This is a genomic window from Agaribacter flavus, from assembly GCF_042646125.1.
GTDB classification, from domain to species: Bacteria; Pseudomonadota; Gammaproteobacteria; order Enterobacterales; family Alteromonadaceae; genus Glaciecola; species Glaciecola flavus.
The window spans coordinates 65,352-84,834 of record NZ_JBHRSW010000015.1 but is presented as its reverse complement, the minus strand read 5'-3'; the positions used below and the strand labels follow the sequence as shown (position 1 = coordinate 84,834).

Annotated in this window: 18 protein-coding genes; 15 read left to right on the top strand and 3 right to left on the bottom strand. The window is 42.6% G+C overall.

Going from position 1 to position 19,483, the window contains the following annotated elements:
* Window positions 1-27: 27 nt before the first annotated feature.
* Window positions 28-846 carry a tRNA pseudouridine(65) synthase TruC gene (gene truC, locus ACFOHL_RS09810; RefSeq protein ID WP_376920045.1) on the top strand — a complete coding sequence of 273 codons (819 nt, stop codon included), beginning with the start codon at window positions 28-30 and terminating at the stop codon, window positions 844-846.
* Between the two features lie 43 nt (window positions 847-889).
* Window positions 890-1,339 (top strand): flavodoxin domain-containing protein, encoded by a 450-nt coding sequence (locus ACFOHL_RS09805; protein WP_376920044.1) that lies wholly within the window; start codon window positions 890-892, stop codon window positions 1,337-1,339.
* 93 nt (window positions 1,340-1,432) lie between these two features.
* On the opposite strand, the gene dapD is transcribed toward ACFOHL_RS09805, so the two are convergent.
* The 3 genes from dapD to map are packed head-to-tail and all read right to left on the bottom strand — an operon-like array spanning window position 1,433 to window position 5,727.
* Window positions 1,433-2,257: a 2,3,4,5-tetrahydropyridine-2,6-dicarboxylate N-succinyltransferase gene (dapD, locus tag ACFOHL_RS09800; protein WP_376920043.1), complete on the bottom strand. Its 825-nt coding sequence runs from the start codon at window positions 2,255-2,257 to the stop codon at window positions 1,433-1,435.
* Complete coding sequence (gene glnD, locus ACFOHL_RS09795) at window positions 2,254-4,887, bottom strand: [protein-PII] uridylyltransferase (RefSeq protein ID WP_376920042.1); 2,634 nt, start codon at window positions 4,885-4,887, stop codon at window positions 2,254-2,256. Before glnD ends, dapD begins: the two co-directional genes overlap by 4 nt.
* Before the next feature lie 48 nt (window positions 4,888-4,935).
* Window positions 4,936-5,727 carry a type I methionyl aminopeptidase gene (gene map, locus ACFOHL_RS09790; RefSeq protein WP_376920041.1) on the bottom strand — a complete coding sequence of 264 codons (792 nt, stop codon included), beginning with the start codon at window positions 5,725-5,727 and terminating at the stop codon, window positions 4,936-4,938.
* 213 nt (window positions 5,728-5,940) lie between these two features.
* Here map and ACFOHL_RS09785 point away from each other — a divergent pair, with 213 nt between their 5' ends.
* From ACFOHL_RS09785 to lpxA, 13 genes are all read left to right on the top strand, one after another.
* Complete coding sequence (locus ACFOHL_RS09785) at window positions 5,941-7,464, top strand: S10 family peptidase (protein ID WP_376920040.1); 1,524 nt, start codon at window positions 5,941-5,943, stop codon at window positions 7,462-7,464.
* 233 nt (window positions 7,465-7,697) lie between these two features.
* A complete protein-coding gene (rpsB, locus tag ACFOHL_RS09780) occupies window positions 7,698-8,426 on the top strand; it encodes a 30S ribosomal protein S2 (protein WP_376920039.1) in 729 nt (242 codons plus the stop codon).
* Between the two features lie 70 nt (window positions 8,427-8,496).
* Complete coding sequence (gene tsf / locus ACFOHL_RS09775) at window positions 8,497-9,369, top strand: translation elongation factor Ts (protein WP_376920038.1); 873 nt, start codon at window positions 8,497-8,499, stop codon at window positions 9,367-9,369.
* 139 nt (window positions 9,370-9,508) lie between these two features.
* Window positions 9,509-10,249, top strand: a complete 741-nt coding sequence (gene pyrH / locus ACFOHL_RS09770) for a UMP kinase (RefSeq protein WP_376920037.1) — start codon at window positions 9,509-9,511, stop codon at window positions 10,247-10,249.
* Between the two features lie 16 nt (window positions 10,250-10,265).
* On the top strand, window positions 10,266-10,823 hold the full coding sequence (gene frr, locus ACFOHL_RS09765) for a ribosome recycling factor (protein ID WP_376920036.1): 558 nt from the start codon (window positions 10,266-10,268) through the stop codon (window positions 10,821-10,823).
* A 9-nt stretch (window positions 10,824-10,832) separates the two neighbouring features.
* Window positions 10,833-11,624, top strand: coding sequence for a polyprenyl diphosphate synthase (uppS, locus tag ACFOHL_RS09760; protein WP_376920035.1), 792 nt, complete (start codon window positions 10,833-10,835; stop codon window positions 11,622-11,624).
* Window positions 11,618-12,481, top strand: coding sequence for a phosphatidate cytidylyltransferase (locus ACFOHL_RS09755; protein ID WP_376920034.1), 864 nt, complete (start codon window positions 11,618-11,620; stop codon window positions 12,479-12,481). Before uppS ends, ACFOHL_RS09755 begins: the two co-directional genes overlap by 7 nt.
* 7 nt (window positions 12,482-12,488) lie before the next feature.
* On the top strand, window positions 12,489-13,676 hold the full coding sequence (gene ispC, locus ACFOHL_RS09750) for a 1-deoxy-D-xylulose-5-phosphate reductoisomerase (protein ID WP_376920130.1): 1,188 nt from the start codon (window positions 12,489-12,491) through the stop codon (window positions 13,674-13,676).
* A complete protein-coding gene (gene rseP / locus ACFOHL_RS09745) occupies window positions 13,673-15,022 on the top strand; it encodes an RIP metalloprotease RseP (RefSeq protein WP_376920129.1) in 1,350 nt (449 codons plus the stop codon). Before ispC ends, rseP begins: the two co-directional genes overlap by 4 nt.
* A 43-nt stretch (window positions 15,023-15,065) precedes the next feature.
* The gene (bamA, locus tag ACFOHL_RS09740; RefSeq protein ID WP_376920033.1) at window positions 15,066-17,537 is read left to right on the top strand and encodes an outer membrane protein assembly factor BamA; all 2,472 of its coding nucleotides are present in this window, start codon (window positions 15,066-15,068) and stop codon (window positions 17,535-17,537) included.
* A gap of 91 nt (window positions 17,538-17,628) precedes the next feature.
* Window positions 17,629-18,144: an OmpH family outer membrane protein gene (locus ACFOHL_RS09735; RefSeq protein ID WP_376920032.1), complete on the top strand. Its 516-nt coding sequence runs from the start codon at window positions 17,629-17,631 to the stop codon at window positions 18,142-18,144.
* Between the two features lie 120 nt (window positions 18,145-18,264).
* Window positions 18,265-18,711, top strand: coding sequence for a 3-hydroxyacyl-ACP dehydratase FabZ (gene fabZ, locus ACFOHL_RS09730; RefSeq protein WP_376920031.1), 447 nt, complete (start codon window positions 18,265-18,267; stop codon window positions 18,709-18,711).
* Between the two features lies 1 nt (window position 18,712).
* Entirely contained in the window at window positions 18,713-19,483 is a 771-nt protein-coding gene (lpxA, locus tag ACFOHL_RS09725; RefSeq protein WP_376920030.1) for an acyl-ACP--UDP-N-acetylglucosamine O-acyltransferase, read from the top strand.

The following is a 19,483-nucleotide window of genomic DNA, read 5'->3' as shown; positions in this document are numbered from 1 at the left end:
ATAATTAAATGATGAGTAATTATTTTCTTGAGTCAAATTTTTAAAATGTTAGAAATCGTGTTCCGCGATGAGCATCTGGTTGCAGTTAACAAACCCGCAAACATGCTGGTACACAGAAGTAAGGTAGATAGACATGAGACCCAATTTGTCATGCAAACCTTACGCGATCAAATAGGGCAGCATGTATTCCCTCTGCATCGTTTAGATAAGCCAACTTCAGGTGTTTTACTGTTTGCTACTTCAGCTAGTGTAGCGAGTCTTATGCAAGGTCAGTTTGCAGAGCATAAGATAGAAAAACAATATATCGCCATTGTGCGGGGGTATGTTGACGAAAAACAACAAATCAATTATTCCCTTGCTGAGCAGCTTGATAAAATGACTGACAATCTCGATAAAAAGATTGAAAAGAAAGAAGCTGTCACGCATTTACGCCCCATAGCCAGTATACAGTTACCAATCCCCGTGTCGCGCTACCCAACGGCAAGGTTTTCTTTGCTCGAATTGAAGCCAATAACGGGAAGGAAACATCAACTTCGTCGCCATATGGCTCACATTCGTCACCCTATCATTGGAGATACAACCCACGGAGATGGCAAGCAAAATCGATTTGCTAGGGAAAAGCTCGGCTTTCCTCGTTTGGCACTGCATGCTCATTCATTGTGTTTTTTTCACCCGTTTACCAAACAGAATGTAACCGTAAAGTGCAGCTTTGACAGCGATTTTAGTACTTTAGTTAGACGTTTTGACTCAGTCCTGACAAGGCAAATTGAAAATACAATTGAAGGCTATAAAAGGCACATATATAACGAAGCACTATACAGAGACTTGAGTTTTGGAAAGCTGTAACCACTTTAAAAAGATAATAGCCTAAATCATATGAGGATGATAAATGCGTAAAATTAGTATAATTGCCGGCTCCGTTTATGGAAATGCGCAGCATGTTGCAGAAGAAGTCAGCACTATGTTAAGTGATGAAAGTGTTGTATCAGAAGTGTTTACTGATCCAAATGTGAGCGACTTTGTTGATGCCGAGGCCTTACTCGTCATCACATCTACTACTGGACAAGGTGATGTCCCGCCAAATTTAGAGTTAGTTTTTGATGAGTTGCGCCAACAGTCGCCTTCATTTGAGAATAAACCTTTCGCCGTGGCTGCTCTAGGTGATAGTAGTTATGCGGATAGTTATTGCGGCGCGGGTAGACAGTTTTTTGAATTATTTACGGGGTTACAAGGTAAGGCTGTCGCACCTATGTTAGAGGTCGACGCAATCGAAACCTTGTCACCTGAAGAGGAAGTGGTGCCTTGGGTAAAAGCTCAGCTTAAAGTCTTGAGTGAGTAGCCCTATCGTTTTGTACTCTTCTAAAAGTGAATTGTTTTAGCCTACAAAAAAAGCCCGCGGAAAGCGGGCTGAATTCAACATAAGACCACAGATTTATTCTGCGTTTCTTAGTATCTCGTTAATTCCTGTTTTAGACAGTGTTTTAGCGTCTACACGTTTAACTATGACCGCAGCATAAAGTGAGTATTTACCACACTTGCTTGGCAAATTACCCGGTACTACAACAGAGCCAGCGGGTACGCGTCCGTAATGTATTTCGCCTGTTTCTCGGTCATATATTTTAGTACTTTGACCGATGTAAACGCCCATTGATATGACGGAGCCTTCTTCGACTATAACGCCTTCGACTATTTCAGAGCGTGCGCCAATAAAACAGTTATCTTCAATAATAGTAGGGCTTGCTTGTAAAGGCTCAAGTACACCACCAATACCTACTCCACCTGATAAATGTACATTTTTTCCGATTTGCGCACAAGAACCGACCGTCGCCCAAGTATCTACCATGGTACCTTCGTCAACGTATGCACCAATATTGACGTATGAAGGCATAACGACCACATTTTTGGCTACAAATGAGCCCGTTCTGACTGCTGCAGGCGGCACCACCCTCATTCCCTCGGCTTTAAAGCGAGCTTCATCGTAACCGGTAAATTTTAGCGGTACTTTATCAAAATAAGTAGACTCCGCGCCTTCGATTACTTGGTTGTCATGTAGCTTAAAATAAAGCAGCACAGCCTTTTTCAGCCATTCATTGACCTGCCATTTGCCATCTACTTTTTCGGCTACTCTAGCACTGCCAGAATTAAGAGATTCAATCGCTTGAGTAACGGCATCTCTAATTTCTTGTGAGACAGTGGCCTCTGTATAGGTGTCTCGGGTTTCAAAAGCATGCTCAATCACATTCGCTAATTTGTTCATATTGCTGTATTCACTTCTGGTTGATCTAGTTTGATTTTCAGTTGTTTGCGTAAAAGCACTTTCTGTTCATGGGTTAATGCTTGCCCATCGGCATTTGTAATGATGAAAACGTCTTCTGCGCGTTCACCGATGGTCGTTATTTTTGCCATTTTAAGGGTAATATTTAAGTCTACGAATAAATGACCAATTCGTGCTAATAATCCCGGTGCGTCCAGTGCTTCCAATTCAATGAGCGTGGATGCGTCTTGAGTATCAAAGAAACGCACTTTTGTTGGAACGTCTAACTGACGCATTTGTCTGGACATACGTCTTTGGTTACTGTGTGAACGCCCCGGTTTAAGCAACTGCTCTTTTACGGCTGAGGCAATGTTGTTTGCTCGTGCCTGAGAGCTAATTCTCTCGGCATTTTCATCTAATATAATCATGCTATCAAAGACGTAGTCATCTTTAGTAACCACAATTTGTGCATCATGGATTGAGCAATTTCTACTGTCCAGTACTGACGCTATTTGTGCAAAAAGAGCCGGTCGGTCATGGCAATATATCAGTAACTCAGTGCCTGCTCTTGAAGTTTCATTACTCGCCGCCACAAGCACTTCATTGGGTGATAGGCTGCCGATAGAGGTAATTGTTTTAGTATGCCATGCAATCTGTTCAGGTTTAAAGCGAGTAAAATAGTCGTCATTCATTTGTGACCAAAAAGGCAAATAAACCGATTCAGCGACTTGTAACTCTTCTAACTTTAACGCTGCTTGTCTTTTGTGAGAAACAACACGCTCAGCCAGCGTATCTTGACATTGTAAACCGTTGTCTAAGGCTTTATGTGTTAGCAAGTACAATTCTCTCAACAAGCTGGCCTTCCAATCGTTCCACAAGTTGTTATTTGTGGCGCGGATATCGGCAAGCGTGAGGGCGTAAAGTAGCTCTAAATGTGATTGACTTTTGACTGCTGAAGCAAATTCTTTAACAACATCAGGGTCGTAAATATCTCTGCGTTGCGCAACAACTGACATTAACAAGTGGTTTTCGACCAACCAAGCAATCATCTGTGTATTTTTTTCAGAAATCTCATGCTGTTGGCAAAAGGCGTATACATCCTTTGCCCCCAGTTTTGAATGATCGCCGCCACGCCCTTTTGCGATATCGTGAAATATAGCGGCAATGAACAACACTTGCGGTTCGTCTAGGTCATTGACGATACGACTGCAACGAGGAAACTCTTCTTTTTGCAGATAGTATCGTCGCACGTACTTCACCAAGCGGTGCGTATGTTCGTCGACCGTATAGGCATGGAAAAGGTCAAACTGCATCATTCCAACGATGTTGTCCCATTCGGGTAAGTATGCCCTCAATATGCCGTGTAAATGCATGATGTCCCATGCTAAGTCAAAGAAGTCAGGGTTAGACACGAGCTCGATGAATTTTTTTCGACAATCTTCATATTCGTGATAGTAATTTGACTGGAATTTCCGCCTAGCATTTCTCAGTTGCCGAATACATTTGCCGTCTAAGCCTTTTATTTCAGGGTTTTTCGTCAACAGCTCTAAAAAACTTAAAATGGCAACAGGTGATGGAAAGCAATTGTCATGTTGAGGAATGAGTTTTCCGTCTTGCACACAAAAATCTTGGTTAAAGCAATAAATTTTCTTTCGACTTTGACCAAGAATATCACTACTGAAGCGCTGCAGTAGCATAGAGTTAAGCTCGGACACTCGTTGCACAATTCGGAACAAATGCTTCATTAATTTTTCGACAGCGGGCTTGTCTTCTCCATACCCCAATAGCTTTGCAACTTGAGGTTGATAGTCAAAGAGTAAACGGTTTTCAGAGCGACCAGCAATAATATGCAGGGCAAAGCGAATTTGCCAAAGGGCTGAACGGCACTCAATAAGTTCGGCGTGCTCTAGCTCCGTAAAATAACCATGCCCGATGAGTGTTGTGCCGTCGTACTCCTGAAAGTGTTTTTTAGCTACCCAGCCAATGCTCTGTATATCGCGCAAGCATCCGGGGTTTTCTTTGATATTGGGTTCTAAGTTGTAAGACGTATCATTGAACTTATGATGGCGCTTAATTTGTTCGTCTAATTTTGCTTTAAAAAAATCTTTACTCGACCATGTTCTTGGTGCAATAGCTTTTTTCATGAGAGCATCAAAGGTATCCTTGCACCCTGCTAATAGCCTTGCTTCAACTAGGTTCGTCGCTATCGTGATATCTTCTTTAGCTAGTTGAATTGTATCTTTGATCGTCCTAACCGCTTGCCCAATTTCTAGTTTTATATCCCACAAAAAGGTAATAAATTGACTGACGGTGTCTTGTTGAGTATTTGACAATGGCTTTTTGCTCAGAATCAGCAAATCTATATCTGAATAGGGTTGAAGCTGCCCCCTACCATAGCCGCCGACAGCACACAAAGATAAGTGCTTGCTTCCATCTAAAGATAATAAACGCCATGCGTGACAGAGCAATTCATCTGTGAATTTGGCGCGCGCCAAAACCAGTTCATCGGCATTCTTGCCATTAAAATGTTGTGCTAGCCAAGCATAATTGCCTTCCACAGCTTGCTTGAAAGCTTTGAGATCATTTAACGAGGTAATTTTTTTTACTTCATTAACAAAATTATCAATCGTCATGTATACAACCTATGAAGCATCTGACTTGTTGCTGCGTTATTAGCTAATTTAATGGTTTATTATTTTCGGGATGTCTTCTTCATCCCTATGAGTCAGCACTTCGACACCTGTATCTGTTACCAGCAGTGTGTGCTCCCATTGAGCGCTCAAACTGCGATCTTTGGTGACGACTGTCCATTTGTCCGGAAGCACTTTTGAGTGACGCTTACCGGCATTAATCATAGGTTCAATGGTCAAACACATACCCGCTTTTAGCTCTTCACCGGTATTTGGTCTGCCATAATGCACCACTTGTGGATCTTCATGGAATACCGCGCCAATGCCATGGCCGCAGTATTCTTGTACGACAGAATAATTATTGCCTTCTGCATGTTGTTGAATAATGTGACCAATGTCGCCCAATTTAACGCCTGGTTTGACAATTTTTATAGCTTTATACAAGCATTCTTGGGTAATTCGGATAAGACGTTCGGCTAAAATAGAGGGTTTTCCTACAACAAACATCTTTGAGGTGTCACCGTGGTAACCGTCTTTAATCACGGTAACATCGATATTAACAATATCACCATCTTTCAACTTTTTGTCACCTGGTATACCGTGACAGATAACATGATTGACTGATGTACAAATAGATTTTGGAAAGGGAGGATGTCCGTAATTTAGAGGAGCAGGTATACCACCTTGGACGTCCACAATATAATTGTGGCACAGTGTGTTCAGCTCATCAGTGGTGATGCCTTTCTTGACGTGTTCACTGATCATCATTAATACATCTGACGCCAACTTGCCGGCGACGCGCATTTTTTCCATTTCTTCAGGTGTCTTGATTGTAATCCCCAAGGGACACTCCTGTATCATAGGTTGAAAATCCGCGCAGGAGTATACCACATCAAGCTATGATCAACACACCCTACACTTGTTGTTTTATTTCTACTGTAAGGCGGTCGTTTACTCATAGTATGGCATTGCTTCCTTTCCTAAGGCGAATGAACTTTTGTTTACCGCTATTTTTTAGTAACTTAGCGACCTAGACAGAACTCGAGAAAATTAACAATGAAATACTTATCCATTTTGTTTGCAAGTAGCTTGGTGATAGTTGGCTTGGGATATGCCTCTCCGAGCATTGGTGAGGAAATGCACAGCGAAGCACCTGTGTCTATACCAGAAGCGAGTAGTTTTAGTTCTGAGCACAAGGGCATATTTAATGGCAAGCGCTTAAGTTACAAGGTAGTGGCGGGAGAAACGTATTTAAGGGATAAAAATGAAAAGCCCACCGCATCTATCTTTAGTTTTGACTATACAGTCGAGAGTAAAGAAAAGCGTCCCGTGACATTCATATGGAATGGCGGCCCAGGTTCGTCTTCTACTTGGTTGCATATGGGGGCTTACGGTCCCAAACGAATCGTCGTGCCGAGCGATGCAGAGCATCCTGGTGCTGGGCCATACGAAATAAGCGATGCGCCCGAAACAATTCTAGACGTGACTGATATGGTCTTTGTTGATCCGGTGGGTACGGGGTTTTCACGCGCACTGGGTGATACCGAGAGCAAGGCGTTCTGGGGATTATACGAAGATGCGAATTCGATAGCGCGATTTATTGCACAATGGTTGACGGCAAATAATCGCTGGAATAGTCCTATATTTTTATTGGGGGAGAGTTTTGGCACCACACGCGCAGCAGCGGTGTCAAATGTGCTATTGGATGACCATTATATTAATGTGAATGGTATTGTCTTTGTGTCTCAAGCGCTAGATTATCAAGGTTCGTCACCGTATGTCGATGACAATATTGTGTCTTACATTACTTATATCCCTACCATGGCAGCCACTGCTTGGTATCACAACAAGGTTGACACAAGTGGTGATTTTGAATCCTTTATAAATGAAAGCCGTCATTTTGCCACTAACGAGCTTTTGCCGGCTTTGTTTAAAGGTAATACTTTACTAGAAGATGAGCGACAAAGCATTGTCGAAGGTTTACACCGCTACACTGGCTTGAGTAAAGCGTATATCGAAAAGGTCGATTTGAGAATCAATGCTTTTCGTTTTGCCAAAGAACTCAATCGAGAAGAGGGGATTGCAGTGGGCTTGCTGGATAGTCGCTACACACGTGATGAGCGTGATGACGTGTCTGCGGATTTGTCTGGTGATGCGAGTTATGCGATTTCAGCTCCCTATAAAGCTGCTTTGATGCACTATATGAGAAATCATTTGCATATAAAATGGGCGCGCCAGTATTTAAATCCCGCTGACCCAGATTTATCACCGAATTGGCGTTGGCGAACAGCGCCTGATGGCAGTGCATGGGAGCCAAAGTACGTCAATACCGCGCCAGACTTGTCTAGTGTACTTCGCAAAAATCCATCTCTAAAAGTGATGGTTGCTTCTGGCTATTACGATTTAATTACGCCGTTTTTTGACGCTGAATATACTTTAAACCGGCACGGTATTCAGTCCGATAAAATCGAGTATTTTTATTATCACGGTGGGCATATGATGTATGTGCATGAACCAGCGCGCCTTGACTTATTAAAAGATACTCGCGCGTTTATACTTCAACAAACTACGGAGCGGTAAAATCCCCCCCTGAAAATTACGCCCAATCTTGCATAAAAACTTGCTATTAAATAAGGCAAATGGTATAAAGCGCGCGCCGTTGAAATTACGGTAAATTAACTTTAATACACACACATGCTAATACTTGGTTTCGGGGTGTCGACTTTTAAGGAATTACGTAACATTAATTCCTTCGATAATGTTGATCGAAATTAAGGGTATGTGGAGGCTTAACCCCTAATTAGGATTATAAAATGTCAAATGTTTCTATGCGTGACATGCTTCAAGCAGGCGTGCACTTTGGTCACCAAACCCGTTACTGGAACCCTAAAATGGCGCCGTTTATTTTTGGCGCTCGCAACAAGGTTCACATCATCAACTTGGAAAAAACTGTTCCTTTGTTTAACGAAGCATTGTCGTATCTTAGCAGTGTATCTGCTAAAAAAGGCAAGATACTCTTTGTTGGTACCAAGCGTGCTGCATCAGAAGCCGTTAAAGAAGCTGCGCAAAAATGTGGTCAGTACTACGTAAACAAGCGTTGGTTGGGCGGCATGTTGACTAACTGGAAAACAGTACGTCAATCTATCAATCGTTTGAAAGAGCTAGAAGCTCAGAGCCAAGACGGTACTTTTGATAAGTTGACTAAAAAAGAAGTATTGCTTCTTCAACGTGAAATGACCAAGCTTGAAAATAGCCTTGGTGGAATAAAAGATATGGGCGGACTTCCTGACTGTATTTTTGTAATTGACGCTGATCACGAGCACATTGCTATCACTGAAGCGCGTAACTTGGGTATTCCAGTTGTTGCTGTTGTTGATACAAACTCAAACCCAGACGGTGTTGATTATATTGTTCCAGGTAATGACGATGCTATTCGCGCGATTCAGCTATACACAAATGCTGCGGCTGACTCTGTGACTCAGGGGCGCAACGGCGAAGCTGTACCCGCTACAGAAGATGAATTCGTAGCAGAAAGCGAATAATATACACGTAAATACTTTTTAAGGAGGCTACGGTCTCCTTTTTTAAATTTAAATATTGAGGAATAGAACAATGGCAGTGACTGCAGCACTGGTTAAAGAATTACGCGAGCGCACTGGCGCTGGTATGCTTGATTGTAAAAAAGCCTTAGTTGAAACAAATGGCGATATCGAGCAAGCGATAGAGAATATGCGTAAATCTGGTCAAGCTAAAGCAGCCAAAAAAGCTGGTCGTATCGCCGCTGAAGGTGTTATTTTGACCAAAGTTAATGGCAATACAGCAACCATGCTTGAGCTTAACTGTGAAACTGACTTCGTTGCTCGAGATGAAGGCTTCCTAGCATTTGGAAACAAGTTAATTGATGTAGCGTCTGCTAACAACATCAATGATATGGATTCGCTAAATGCTGCAGAAGTAGAGGGTGCAACGGTAGCGGAACTACGTGATACACTTGTAGCTAAAATTGGTGAAAATATCTCTCCTCGCCGTGTGATCAACGTAGATGGCGACAATTTAGGCGCATACGTGCACGGTGGTCGTATCGGCGTAATTGCAGTCTTGAAGGGTGGTGATGAAGAATTGGCAAAGGACATTGCGATGCACGTCGCAGCAGCAAATCCACAATTTGTTAAGCCTGAAGATGTACCAGCAGACGTTGTCGAGAAAGAAAAAGAAATCCAAGTCGAAATTGCTATGAAAGAAGGCAAGCCGGCTGAAATCGCTGAAAAGATGGTTACTGGCCGCATGAAGAAATTCACTGGCGAAATCAGCCTAACTGGTCAACCTTTCATCAAAGAGCCTAAAACAAGTGTCGGTGATTTATTGAAGTCTAAAGGCGCCGATGTTGTAAACTTCATACGCTTTGAAGTAGGCGAAGGTATTGAGAAAAAGTCAGAAGACTTTGCTGCAGAAGTAGCAGCACAAATGGAAGCAGCGAAGAAATAAAACGCTTTCATACTTTTGCAAATTGCAATGTTAATATACACTACGAAGCACCTCGAATGAGGTGCTTTTTTATAGTGTTGATAATATGTACAAACACATTCGCTGATCATATATCTTGTAGAACTAAAGGACGCTTTTCATGAGTATCTCACCAAAACCTGCATACCGACGTATTTTATTAAAACTCTCTGGTGAAGCCCTGATGGGCGACGAAGAGTTTGGTATTGACGCAAAAGTGCTCGACCGCATGGCGCAGGAGATAAAGGAAATTGTTGAATTAGGTGTAGAAGTTGGTTTGGTGATTGGCGGCGGTAACCTATTTAGGGGCGAAGGGCTTGCGAAAGCAGGTATGAATCGCGTAGTAGGTGATCACATGGGGATGTTAGCGACAGTCATGAATGGCCTTGCTATGCGTGACGCACTGCACCGAGCCTTTGTCAATGCCCGTTTAATGTCGGCGATACCGCTCAATGGTGTCTGTGATTCTTATCACTGGACTGACGCGATTAGTATGCTGAAATCAGGTAAAGTCGTGATTTTCTCAGCGGGTACTGGCAATCCTTTCTTTACTACAGATTCAGCGGCTTGCTTGCGCGGTATAGAAATAGAAGCTGACGCAGTGTTTAAAGCCACAAAAGTCGACGGCGTATACAATGCAGACCCAGCTAAAAACCCTGATGCCGTGTTAATGAAAACACTGTCTTATCAAGAAGTACTTGAAAAAGAACTCAAAGTAATGGATTTATCAGCATTTACTCTCGCGCGTGACCATAACATGCCAATTAGAGTGTTTAATATGAATACACCTGGTTGTTTAAAGCGAGTGGTACTTGGTGACGAAGAAGGCACCTTAATCACCCAAACTGCTGATCAAGAATAACGAATAGGTAGCAATCATGATTGATGAAATAGAATTAGACGCAAGCGAGCGTATGGAAAAGAGTTTAGTCGCGCTAAAGGGGCAACTAAGTAAGATCAGAACAGGGCGTGCACACCCTAGTTTGCTTGATAGCATCATGGTGCCATATTACGGCGCAGACACCCCACTAAAACAATTGGCAAATATTGTTGCTGAAGACTCGCGTACTCTAGCGCTTTCAGTTTTTGATAAAAGCGCGATTCAGGCGGTAGAGAAAGCGATTATGCAGTCTGACTTGGGCTTGAATCCAATGTCTGCGGGTGCAGCAATTCGTATTCCGATGCCAGCATTGACAGAGGAGCGTCGTAAAGACTTAATTAAAGTTGTGCGAGCAGAAGCCGAGCAGGGGCGGGTAGCCATCAGAAACATTCGCCGTGATGCCAACAGCGATATTAAAGACTTGCTAAAAGAAAAAGAAATAAGCGAAGACGAAAGCCGTGCTGGCGAAGAGAACATCCAGTCCATCACAAACGAATTTATCAAAAAAGTAGATGCCATGCTCGCGGATAAAGAAAAAGAGTTGATGGAAGTTTAAAATACACTTATGGATGTGAATGATTTGGCAGACCATGCCAACAACAAGGAAAATGCTTGCATAAAAGTGCCAAAACACGTTGCCATCATTATGGATGGCAATGGACGTTGGGCACAAGTAAGAGGTAAACGACGAACTTTTGGTCATAAAGCGGGGGTGGAAGCCGTAAGAGCCTCGGTTAAATATGCGAGAGAATCGGGTATTCAATCTCTGACCTTGTTTGCTTTTTCAAGTGAAAATTGGAAACGCCCACAAGAAGAAGTGGGTGTGCTCATGGATTTATTCAGCTTTGTACTCAAAAGTGAGGTCAAAAGGCTGCATAAGAACGACATTCGCTTCAAGGTTATTGGGGATTTATCGCCATTTAGCGCCTCGTTGCAAAAGAAGATTAAGCAAGCAGAAGAACTGACACAAAATAATCAAGCGCTTACTGTAAATATCGCTGCCAATTATGGCGGTAGGTGGGATATTGTAAATGCAGCGAAACGCTTGGTGGAAGAGGTACAAGAGGCAAAAGTTAAACCATCGGATATAGATGAATCGTTATTTGATTCTTTCGTAAGCACTGCGGATTTACCTGATTTAGATTTACTTATTCGTACCGGTGGTGATCACAGAATAAGTAACTTTTTACTTTGGCAGTGTGCTTATGCCGAGTTCTACTTTACTGATACGCTCTGGCCTGATTTCAATGAAGATGCCTTTAGAGCAGCGGTAGAGGATTTTTCGTCTCGTCAGCGCAGGTTCGGACTAACCGGAGAACAAATCATGACCAGTGAATCCGAGCTACAAGCATGCTAAAGCAGCGTATTATTACAGCAGTCATCCTTGCCCCTTTGGCGCTTGTTGCCATACTTTTTTTGCCGGTAGAATATTTTAAAATTGCAGTAGCCGGTGTTGTATTTTTAGGTGCCTACGAATGGGCAAATATGTCAGGTATTACCATTCGGATTTTTAAAGGCTGGTTTGCTGCTTTTATTGCTGTCTTATGTGCATTGCTTATTTATCTTGTAGATGCAGAAAGCATCTGGATTCAAGGGCAATTAAATCCAATATTTTCAAGTATTTTATCTGTTGCTTTTGTGTGGTGGATAGCTAGCATCTTTATGATTGTCGCTTACCCTAAGTACAGTGGCTTTTGGAAAAGTAGCAAACTGATTCGTGCTGCTTTTGGTGTTCTTACGTTAATTCCGACTTGGGTCGCGATCGTCAGTTTACGAACAAGCTTGTATGACGTTGACCCTTTTTATGGGGCATCACTACTATTTTATGTGCTAGGCATTGTATGGGCAGCGGATATTGGGGCTTTCTTTGTCGGGGTAAAGTTTGGTAAGCATAAGTTGCGCCCAAATGTGTCGCCAGGTAAAACCCTTGAGGGGCTCTTTGGTGGCATCACCGCATCACTTGCCATCATTGCTTTTGCTGCCTTGCATTATCAAGTGGAGCCGTCGCTGATTTGGCTTCATTTGGCAATAGGTATTATCACGGTCGGTGTATCGGCACTTGGTGACTTAAACGAGTCAATGTTTAAACGTTGTGCGGGTATGAAGGACAGCGGAAAATTGTTACCCGGACACGGCGGGGTCATGGACAGAATCGATAGTCTAACAGCGGCCTTTCCGGTATTTGCCTTCTTTTATGTCGTTTGGATGGCTTGATATGTCTGTGCAGCAGTTGACAATATTAGGTGCGACTGGATCTATTGGTAGCAGTACACTGGATGTAGTATCTAGAAATTCAGATAAGTACAAGGTGTTTGCCGTTTCGGGCTATTCGCAAGTGAATCGTCTCGTTGAAATCGCAATAGCGTTTTCGCCGCAATTTATTGTCACAAAAGACAAAGTCTCCGCACAGCAACTTCATCAGGCATTGCCTAGTGATCTGCAATCAACTATTACGCTTAAATTCGGAGATGAAGGTTTAGACTATATTTCATCTCATCCTCAAGTTGATACCGTAATGGCAGCAATTGTCGGTGCTGCGGGTTTGTCTCCGGTTTTTTCCGCTATTCGAGCTGGTAAAAAGGTATTATTGGCAAATAAAGAGTCCTTGGTTATGTCCGGTGAACTCTTTATTGATGCCGTCAAAGAACATGGCGCGAGCTTGATCCCTGTGGACAGTGAACACAATGCTATTTTTCAGTGTTTACCTCACGACTATGCTTATGGCGACGGAGAGCGTTCGGGGATTGAACACCTATTGTTAACCGCGTCTGGCGGCCCTTTTCGGGCGATGGATATTGAAGCGTTAGCGCACGTTACGCCTGAACAGGCCTGTGCGCATCCTAATTGGGATATGGGGCAAAAAATTTCTGTCGATTCAGCATCAATGATGAACAAGGGTTTAGAATTTATTGAAGCTCGTTGGCTATTTGGCCTGTCTGCAGAAAATATTAAAGTAGTTATCCATCCGCAAAGCACTATTCATTCAATGGTGCAGTATATTGACGGCAGTGTGATTGCACAGTTAGGCAATCCAGATATGCGAACACCTATTGCTCATGCCTTGGCATACCCAGAACGGATAAACGCTGGCGTAAAGGCGCTCGATTTTTTTAGTCTAGATAAGTTCAGTTTTGAAGCGCCGTGTCAAAAGCGTTTTCCTAACTTGTTCCTCGCAATCGATGCTTGCAAACGTGGGCAAGCTGCAACAACAGCATTAAACGCAGCAAACGAAGTCGCGGTGCAAGCATTTTTGAATGAACAAATACGCTTTACAGATATCTATACTGTCAACAACTATGTTGTTAAACAGCATTCAGACGCGCGACTTGAGCAATTATCGCAAGTCATTGCGCATGATAGGCTTTGCCGCGAATGTGCGACATATGCGATTGAGGAACGAAAGATATAATGTCTATCTTAAACAATCTATTTTATTTTATCGTTGCGCTCAGTATTTTAGTTGCCGTACATGAGTGGGGGCATTACTTTGTTGCCAAATTGTGTAAGGTAAAAATCCTGCGATTTTCGATTGGCTTCGGCAAACCACTTTACAAGCGTACCACTTCTACAGGGATGGAATTTGTGATTGCCGCGATTCCTTTGGGTGGATACGTGCGTATGCTTGACGGTCGAGTTGACGATATAAGTGAGACTGAGAAAGCACAAGCCTTCAACCACAAGCCAATCTCTCAGCGTTTTGCTATTGTCGCAGCGGGTCCACTTGTCAATATTGTGTTTGCAGTTTTGGTGCTGATGAGCGTTGGAATGATAGGCCAACAAACGATAAAGCCAGTAATTGGTGAGCTTATCCCTGATTCGGTGGCTGCTGGTTCAGGGCTTGCCAGTGGTGATCAAATAATTGCGGTAGGAGACCGTCAAACATTCAACTGGAGAGATGTGGGGATCGAGATAGCCACATTCAGTGGCGAAGACTTTTTACCTCTCAAAGTACTCGATAAAAACATGCGTGAACAGCCTGTTGTGATCGCTTTAAACGGATGGAAAATTGATTCGGACAGCAGCAGTTTATTCTCTTCACTGGGCTTCACACCTTATCGGCCAGCAGCCACTTCGACTATTGCGTTTGTTGCAGATGATTCGCCTGCAAGTAGAGCTGGGATGGCGATTAATGATGAAATATTGAGAATTGATGGAACTAGTTTTGAGAATTGGAGCCAAATAGTAGACTTTATCGAACAAAGACCTCTACAAAAAGTTGATATTGAGGTAAGTAGAGAAGGTCAAAGGCTTGAGTTAGCAGTAACGACTGGTCAACACCCAGAAAAACCTGACGCTGGATATCTTGGCGTTATACCTTTTCAAGCACCATGGCCGAGTGAGTATATTGAAAATATCAAACTGGGCTTTGTCGATGCTTTTGTTTATGGCTTGAGTGAAACTGCGCGACTCGTTTCAGTCACGGTAGAAATGCTAGGTAAATTGATTACAGGGGATATTTCAGTTAAAAATTTGAGCGGCCCAATTTCGATAGCGCAAGGAGCCGGAACAAGTGCAAGTGCAGGTTTAGTGACCTTCTTGACTTTTTTAGCGCTTATTAGTGTGAATCTTGGTATTATCAACCTTTTACCGTTACCCATCTTAGATGGTGGTCATTTAATGTACTTTACGGTGGAGTGGTTAACTGGAAAGCCGGTGTCAGAGGCTGTTCAGGATATAGGGTTTCGGGTTGGTGGTGCTTTGCTATTTGTGGTGATGGCTACGGCTATTTTTAACGATATCTTACGCAATATATAAATATAAGAATCTCTGACACAACGTACTGGATTAAAGATAGTAAATGAAGTTTAATAAATTTATTCTTGCCACCTTGCTAGCGGCGTCCTCTTCTGCCTTCGCGCAATCTAATTATGATTTTGTTGTTGAGGATATACGAGTAGAAGGCTTGCAACGTGTAGCTCTCGGCGCAGCTCTTACTTATTTACCTGTTCAGCGTGGCGATACGATGAACAAGTTTCGTGTCACACAACTTATTCGCTCCTTGTATTCCTCCACTCATTTCGAGAGTGTAAAAATATACCGTGATGGTGCCGTATTGGTGGTGGAAGTAGAGGAACGGCCAACCATATCGAGTATTATTTTTGATGGTAATGACGACATTAAGGATGAGCAGCTACAGGAAAGTTTAGATAACTCCAACATTCGTGTTGGCGAGCCGCTCGATCGAACCGTCATTACGTCTATAGAAAATGGCTTAAAAGATTTTTTCCACAGTATTGGTAAATATAATGCGACGGTTAGCGCGATTGTTACCCCTTTGCCAAGAAATCGCGTTGACTTAAAATTGCGCTTTGAAGAGGGTGATGCAGCAAAAATTAAGCAGATCAATATTGTCGGCAACGAAGTGTTTGATGACAAAGAACTATTTTCGCAAATGGAGTTGCAGTTTGATACGCCTTGGTGGGATTTTACCTCAGAAACTCGCTACCAGCAGCAAACCTTGTCTGGCGATATGGAAACCATAACCAGTTATTATAAAGATCGCGGCTACCTGCAATTTGGTATTACCTCGACACAGGTTTCTATGTCACCCGAAAAAGACGGTATTTATATCACCCTTAACTTATCAGAGGGCGAAACATACACGGTTTCTGATATCGAACTCGTGGGTGATTTATTGGGGTTTGAAAATTTTATTCGTCAATTACTACCGATTCAAACAGGCCGTTTGTATAGTCAAGCACAAGTCACCTATGCAGAAGAGTTTGTGTCGAAATATCTTGGCCGATACGGCTATGCATATCCTACAGTCACAACGATTCCTGAAATTAATGAAGATGATAAAACCGTTAAGTTGACCTTGTCGGTTGACCCAGGTAAGCGAATTTATGTGCGCCGCGTAAATATTGAAGGTAATGAAACAACCGCTGACGATGTATTACGCCAAAATGTCGTGCAGTTGGAAGGGACATGGTTATCAGAAAACCTACTTGAAACTTCAAAAGCGCAACTTTCTCGTTTGACTTACATGGAAGAGGTCGAATATGAAACGATTCGGTTGCCCGGCGAAGAAGACAAAGTTGATATTGAATTTAAGGTAAAAGAACAGGCATCAGGGCAGTTTAATGCCGGTATTGGATATGGTGACGCAACAAAACTGAGCTTGCAGGCGGGTATACAGCAAGATAACTTCCTAGGCACGGGTAAACGAATTGGTGCAAATATATCGACTGTATCCTATCAATCAACGGCTCAGCTAACCTACTTAGATCCCTATTTCACCATTGATGGGATCAGTCTGGGTGGTAGCCTTTCATACAGTGAGTTTGATGGCGGTGATTTTGGTACTGTACAATTTAATACAAAACGTTGGTCATTAGGTGGCACGATTGGTTATCCAATTAATGAAGTCAACCGCATCAGTTTTGGTCTTACCTATTCAGATGTTGAGCTTACCTCAGACAATACGCAGTTCGAACAAACAAGACAGTTTTATCGCCAATTTGAAGATCCAAATGATCCTGAAGCGCCGATTGACTATGCGAGTCTATTGGGCTCGGTGACATGGAGCAGAAATACGCTCAATCGCGGTTTGTTTCCGTCGAGTGGTTCTTCTCAGCGAGCGTCACTGAGCATTACTACACCTAATTCAGATGTAAACTATTTCAAGTTCATATCAGATAACAAATGGTATTTCCCATTATCTCGTAATCAGCGCTGGACGGTGCTGGCACGTATGCGCTTGGGATATGGTAATGGATATGGCGATGTGGATGGCATCGAGCAAATTCTTCCGTTCACAGAAAACTTCACAGCGGGTGGTGCTGACACTTTGCGAGGTTTTGAGAACAATACCGTTGGCCCACGTGGTTTAAGACGCATCAGTTCGACCGCCCTTACAACACCAAATGGTGTACCTGTACTGAACGATCCAAGTTTGGATACGGCAACACTCTCTAGTCGGAGTCTTGGCGGTAATGCCATGGCGATTGGTGGCGTGGAGTTAATTGTCCCGACTCCCTTTGTCGAAGCAGAATTTGACAACTCTGTTCGCACCAGTTTGTTCTATGACATAGGTAATGTGTGGGATACAGAGTTTGACTATGAAGCAGTGAAAGATCTGAACATTGTTCAAAATGGTGATGCGCTAGCCGATTACAGTGACTGGAAGTATTATCGCAGTTCTGCAGGTTTGTCTATCCAGTGGATATCACCGATGGGTCCCATGGTATTTAGTTTTTCCAAAGCCATTAAAGAAAGAGACGGTGATGATGCGAAATTCTTCACATTCAACATTGGATCGACTTTCTAGAAAGGGTATAATTTCACAAATTTTTAACTCAACATAAAGGGCTTGCTGATAAATCCAGCAAGCCCTTATAACAAGCTCAAGGAGTGTTATTTTGAAAACATTGAATAAAGGACTGGCATTTTTTGCACTGGTTGGATTATCGGTTATGTCAGTCGTTGCCAACGCTGCGGATAAAGTCGGCATCGTCGACGTACAGCGTATCATTCAATCATTGCCACAGATCGCGGCCATTGAACAAAGCATTAATGAAGAGTTCAAAGACCAGCGTCAAGAAATCCAAAAATTGCAGTCAGACGGTAATTTTATGGTTGAAAAGCTTCAGCGCGAATCAGCAACCATGAGCGAAGAAGAAAAAACTAAACTTCAGCAACAAATTCAGGAGTTAGGGCAGCAACTTCAACAAAAAGCGCAGCCTTTGCAGCAAAATATCCAAGCGCGTACAAACGAAGAGCGTCAAAAGCTTTTTGGCTTGATTCAACAAGCTATTAATGGCATCGCTACTGAAGAAGGTTACGATATTATTTTGAACGCAGGTTCAGTGCCATTCGCTAAGCCAGAGTTTGATATTTCGTCAAAAGTTCTAGATAAAGTCAGTCAAGCAAACTAATTTGCTTTAATTCAGACCAACGCTCGTTGGTCTGATTTGTTTTTTGATCCCAAAGCCTTATCTTATTGCGCCTCTGTGCCTGCACAAATTAGTAAATTTAGCCTTTAGTAGGAGATATTCTTGGCCAACGCTCTCAATATAATAGAAATCAAAGAAATTATGTCACTATTGCCGCATCGGTATCCGATGTTATTGGTTGACCGTGTGACGGACTATGTTTGTGGTGAACGCATCAGTGCTTACAAGAATATTTCGATTAATGAAGATATATTTAATGGGCACTTCCCAGGCCAGCCTATTTTCCCTGGTGTGCTAATACTAGAAGCACTGGCACAAGCTGCAGGGATTCTTGGTTTTAAGACCATGGGAAGTTCTGACAAGCTTTATCTTTATGCTGGCATTGATAAGGCACGCTTCAAACAGCCTGTAGTGCCCGGTGATAGGCTGGATTTTGAGGTTCAGCTACTTAAAGAAAGACGTGGTATATGGAAGTTTGAAGGTATTGCCAGTGTGGACGGTAAAGAAGTATGTAACGCCGAGTTTATGTGTGCAATGAGAGATTTTTAAGATGATTCACCCTTCTTCAGTTGTGTCTGAACATGCCAAGATTGGCACCGATGTCGAGATTGGGCCATTTTCATATATTGGCGACAATGTAGAAATTGGAGATGGCTGTATATTAAAAAGTCATGTAGTAGTGAAAGGACACACAAAGATTGGTAAAAACAATACCTTTTATCAATTTTGTTCGGTTGGTGAAGATTGCCAAGATAAAAAATACGCTGGAGAAGATACCTATTTAGAAATAGGTGACGATAATGTCTTTCGCGAATCATGTACTATTCACAGAGGGACAGCGCAAGATAAAAGTATTACTAAAATAGGGTCGCGAAACTTATTTATGGTCAATGCTCACGTAGCACATGATTGCATATTGGGCAGTGATAATATTTTGGCAAATAATGCGACCCTAGCGGGGCATGTTCATCTAGGTGATTTTGTCATATTAGGAGGAATGACCGCTGTCCATCAATTCTGCCATATTGGTTCTCATGCATTTACTGGCGGCGGCGCTATTTTACTTAAGGATCTTCCGCCTTATGTGATGTATAGCGGGACAAAATATGTGCCTCAAGGGATAAATTCTGAAGGCTTAAAACGCCGAGGATACAGTCCCGAAGCAATTTCAAATATCAAAAAAGCGTATAAAATAATATATCGACAAAACAATTCTCTCGACGAGGCGGCAGACATTATCGCCGACTTGGCAGAAGAAGCTGATGAGCTCAAAGTCTTAGTTGCGTTTTTCAAAGCATCCACTCGCGGAATTGCTAGATAA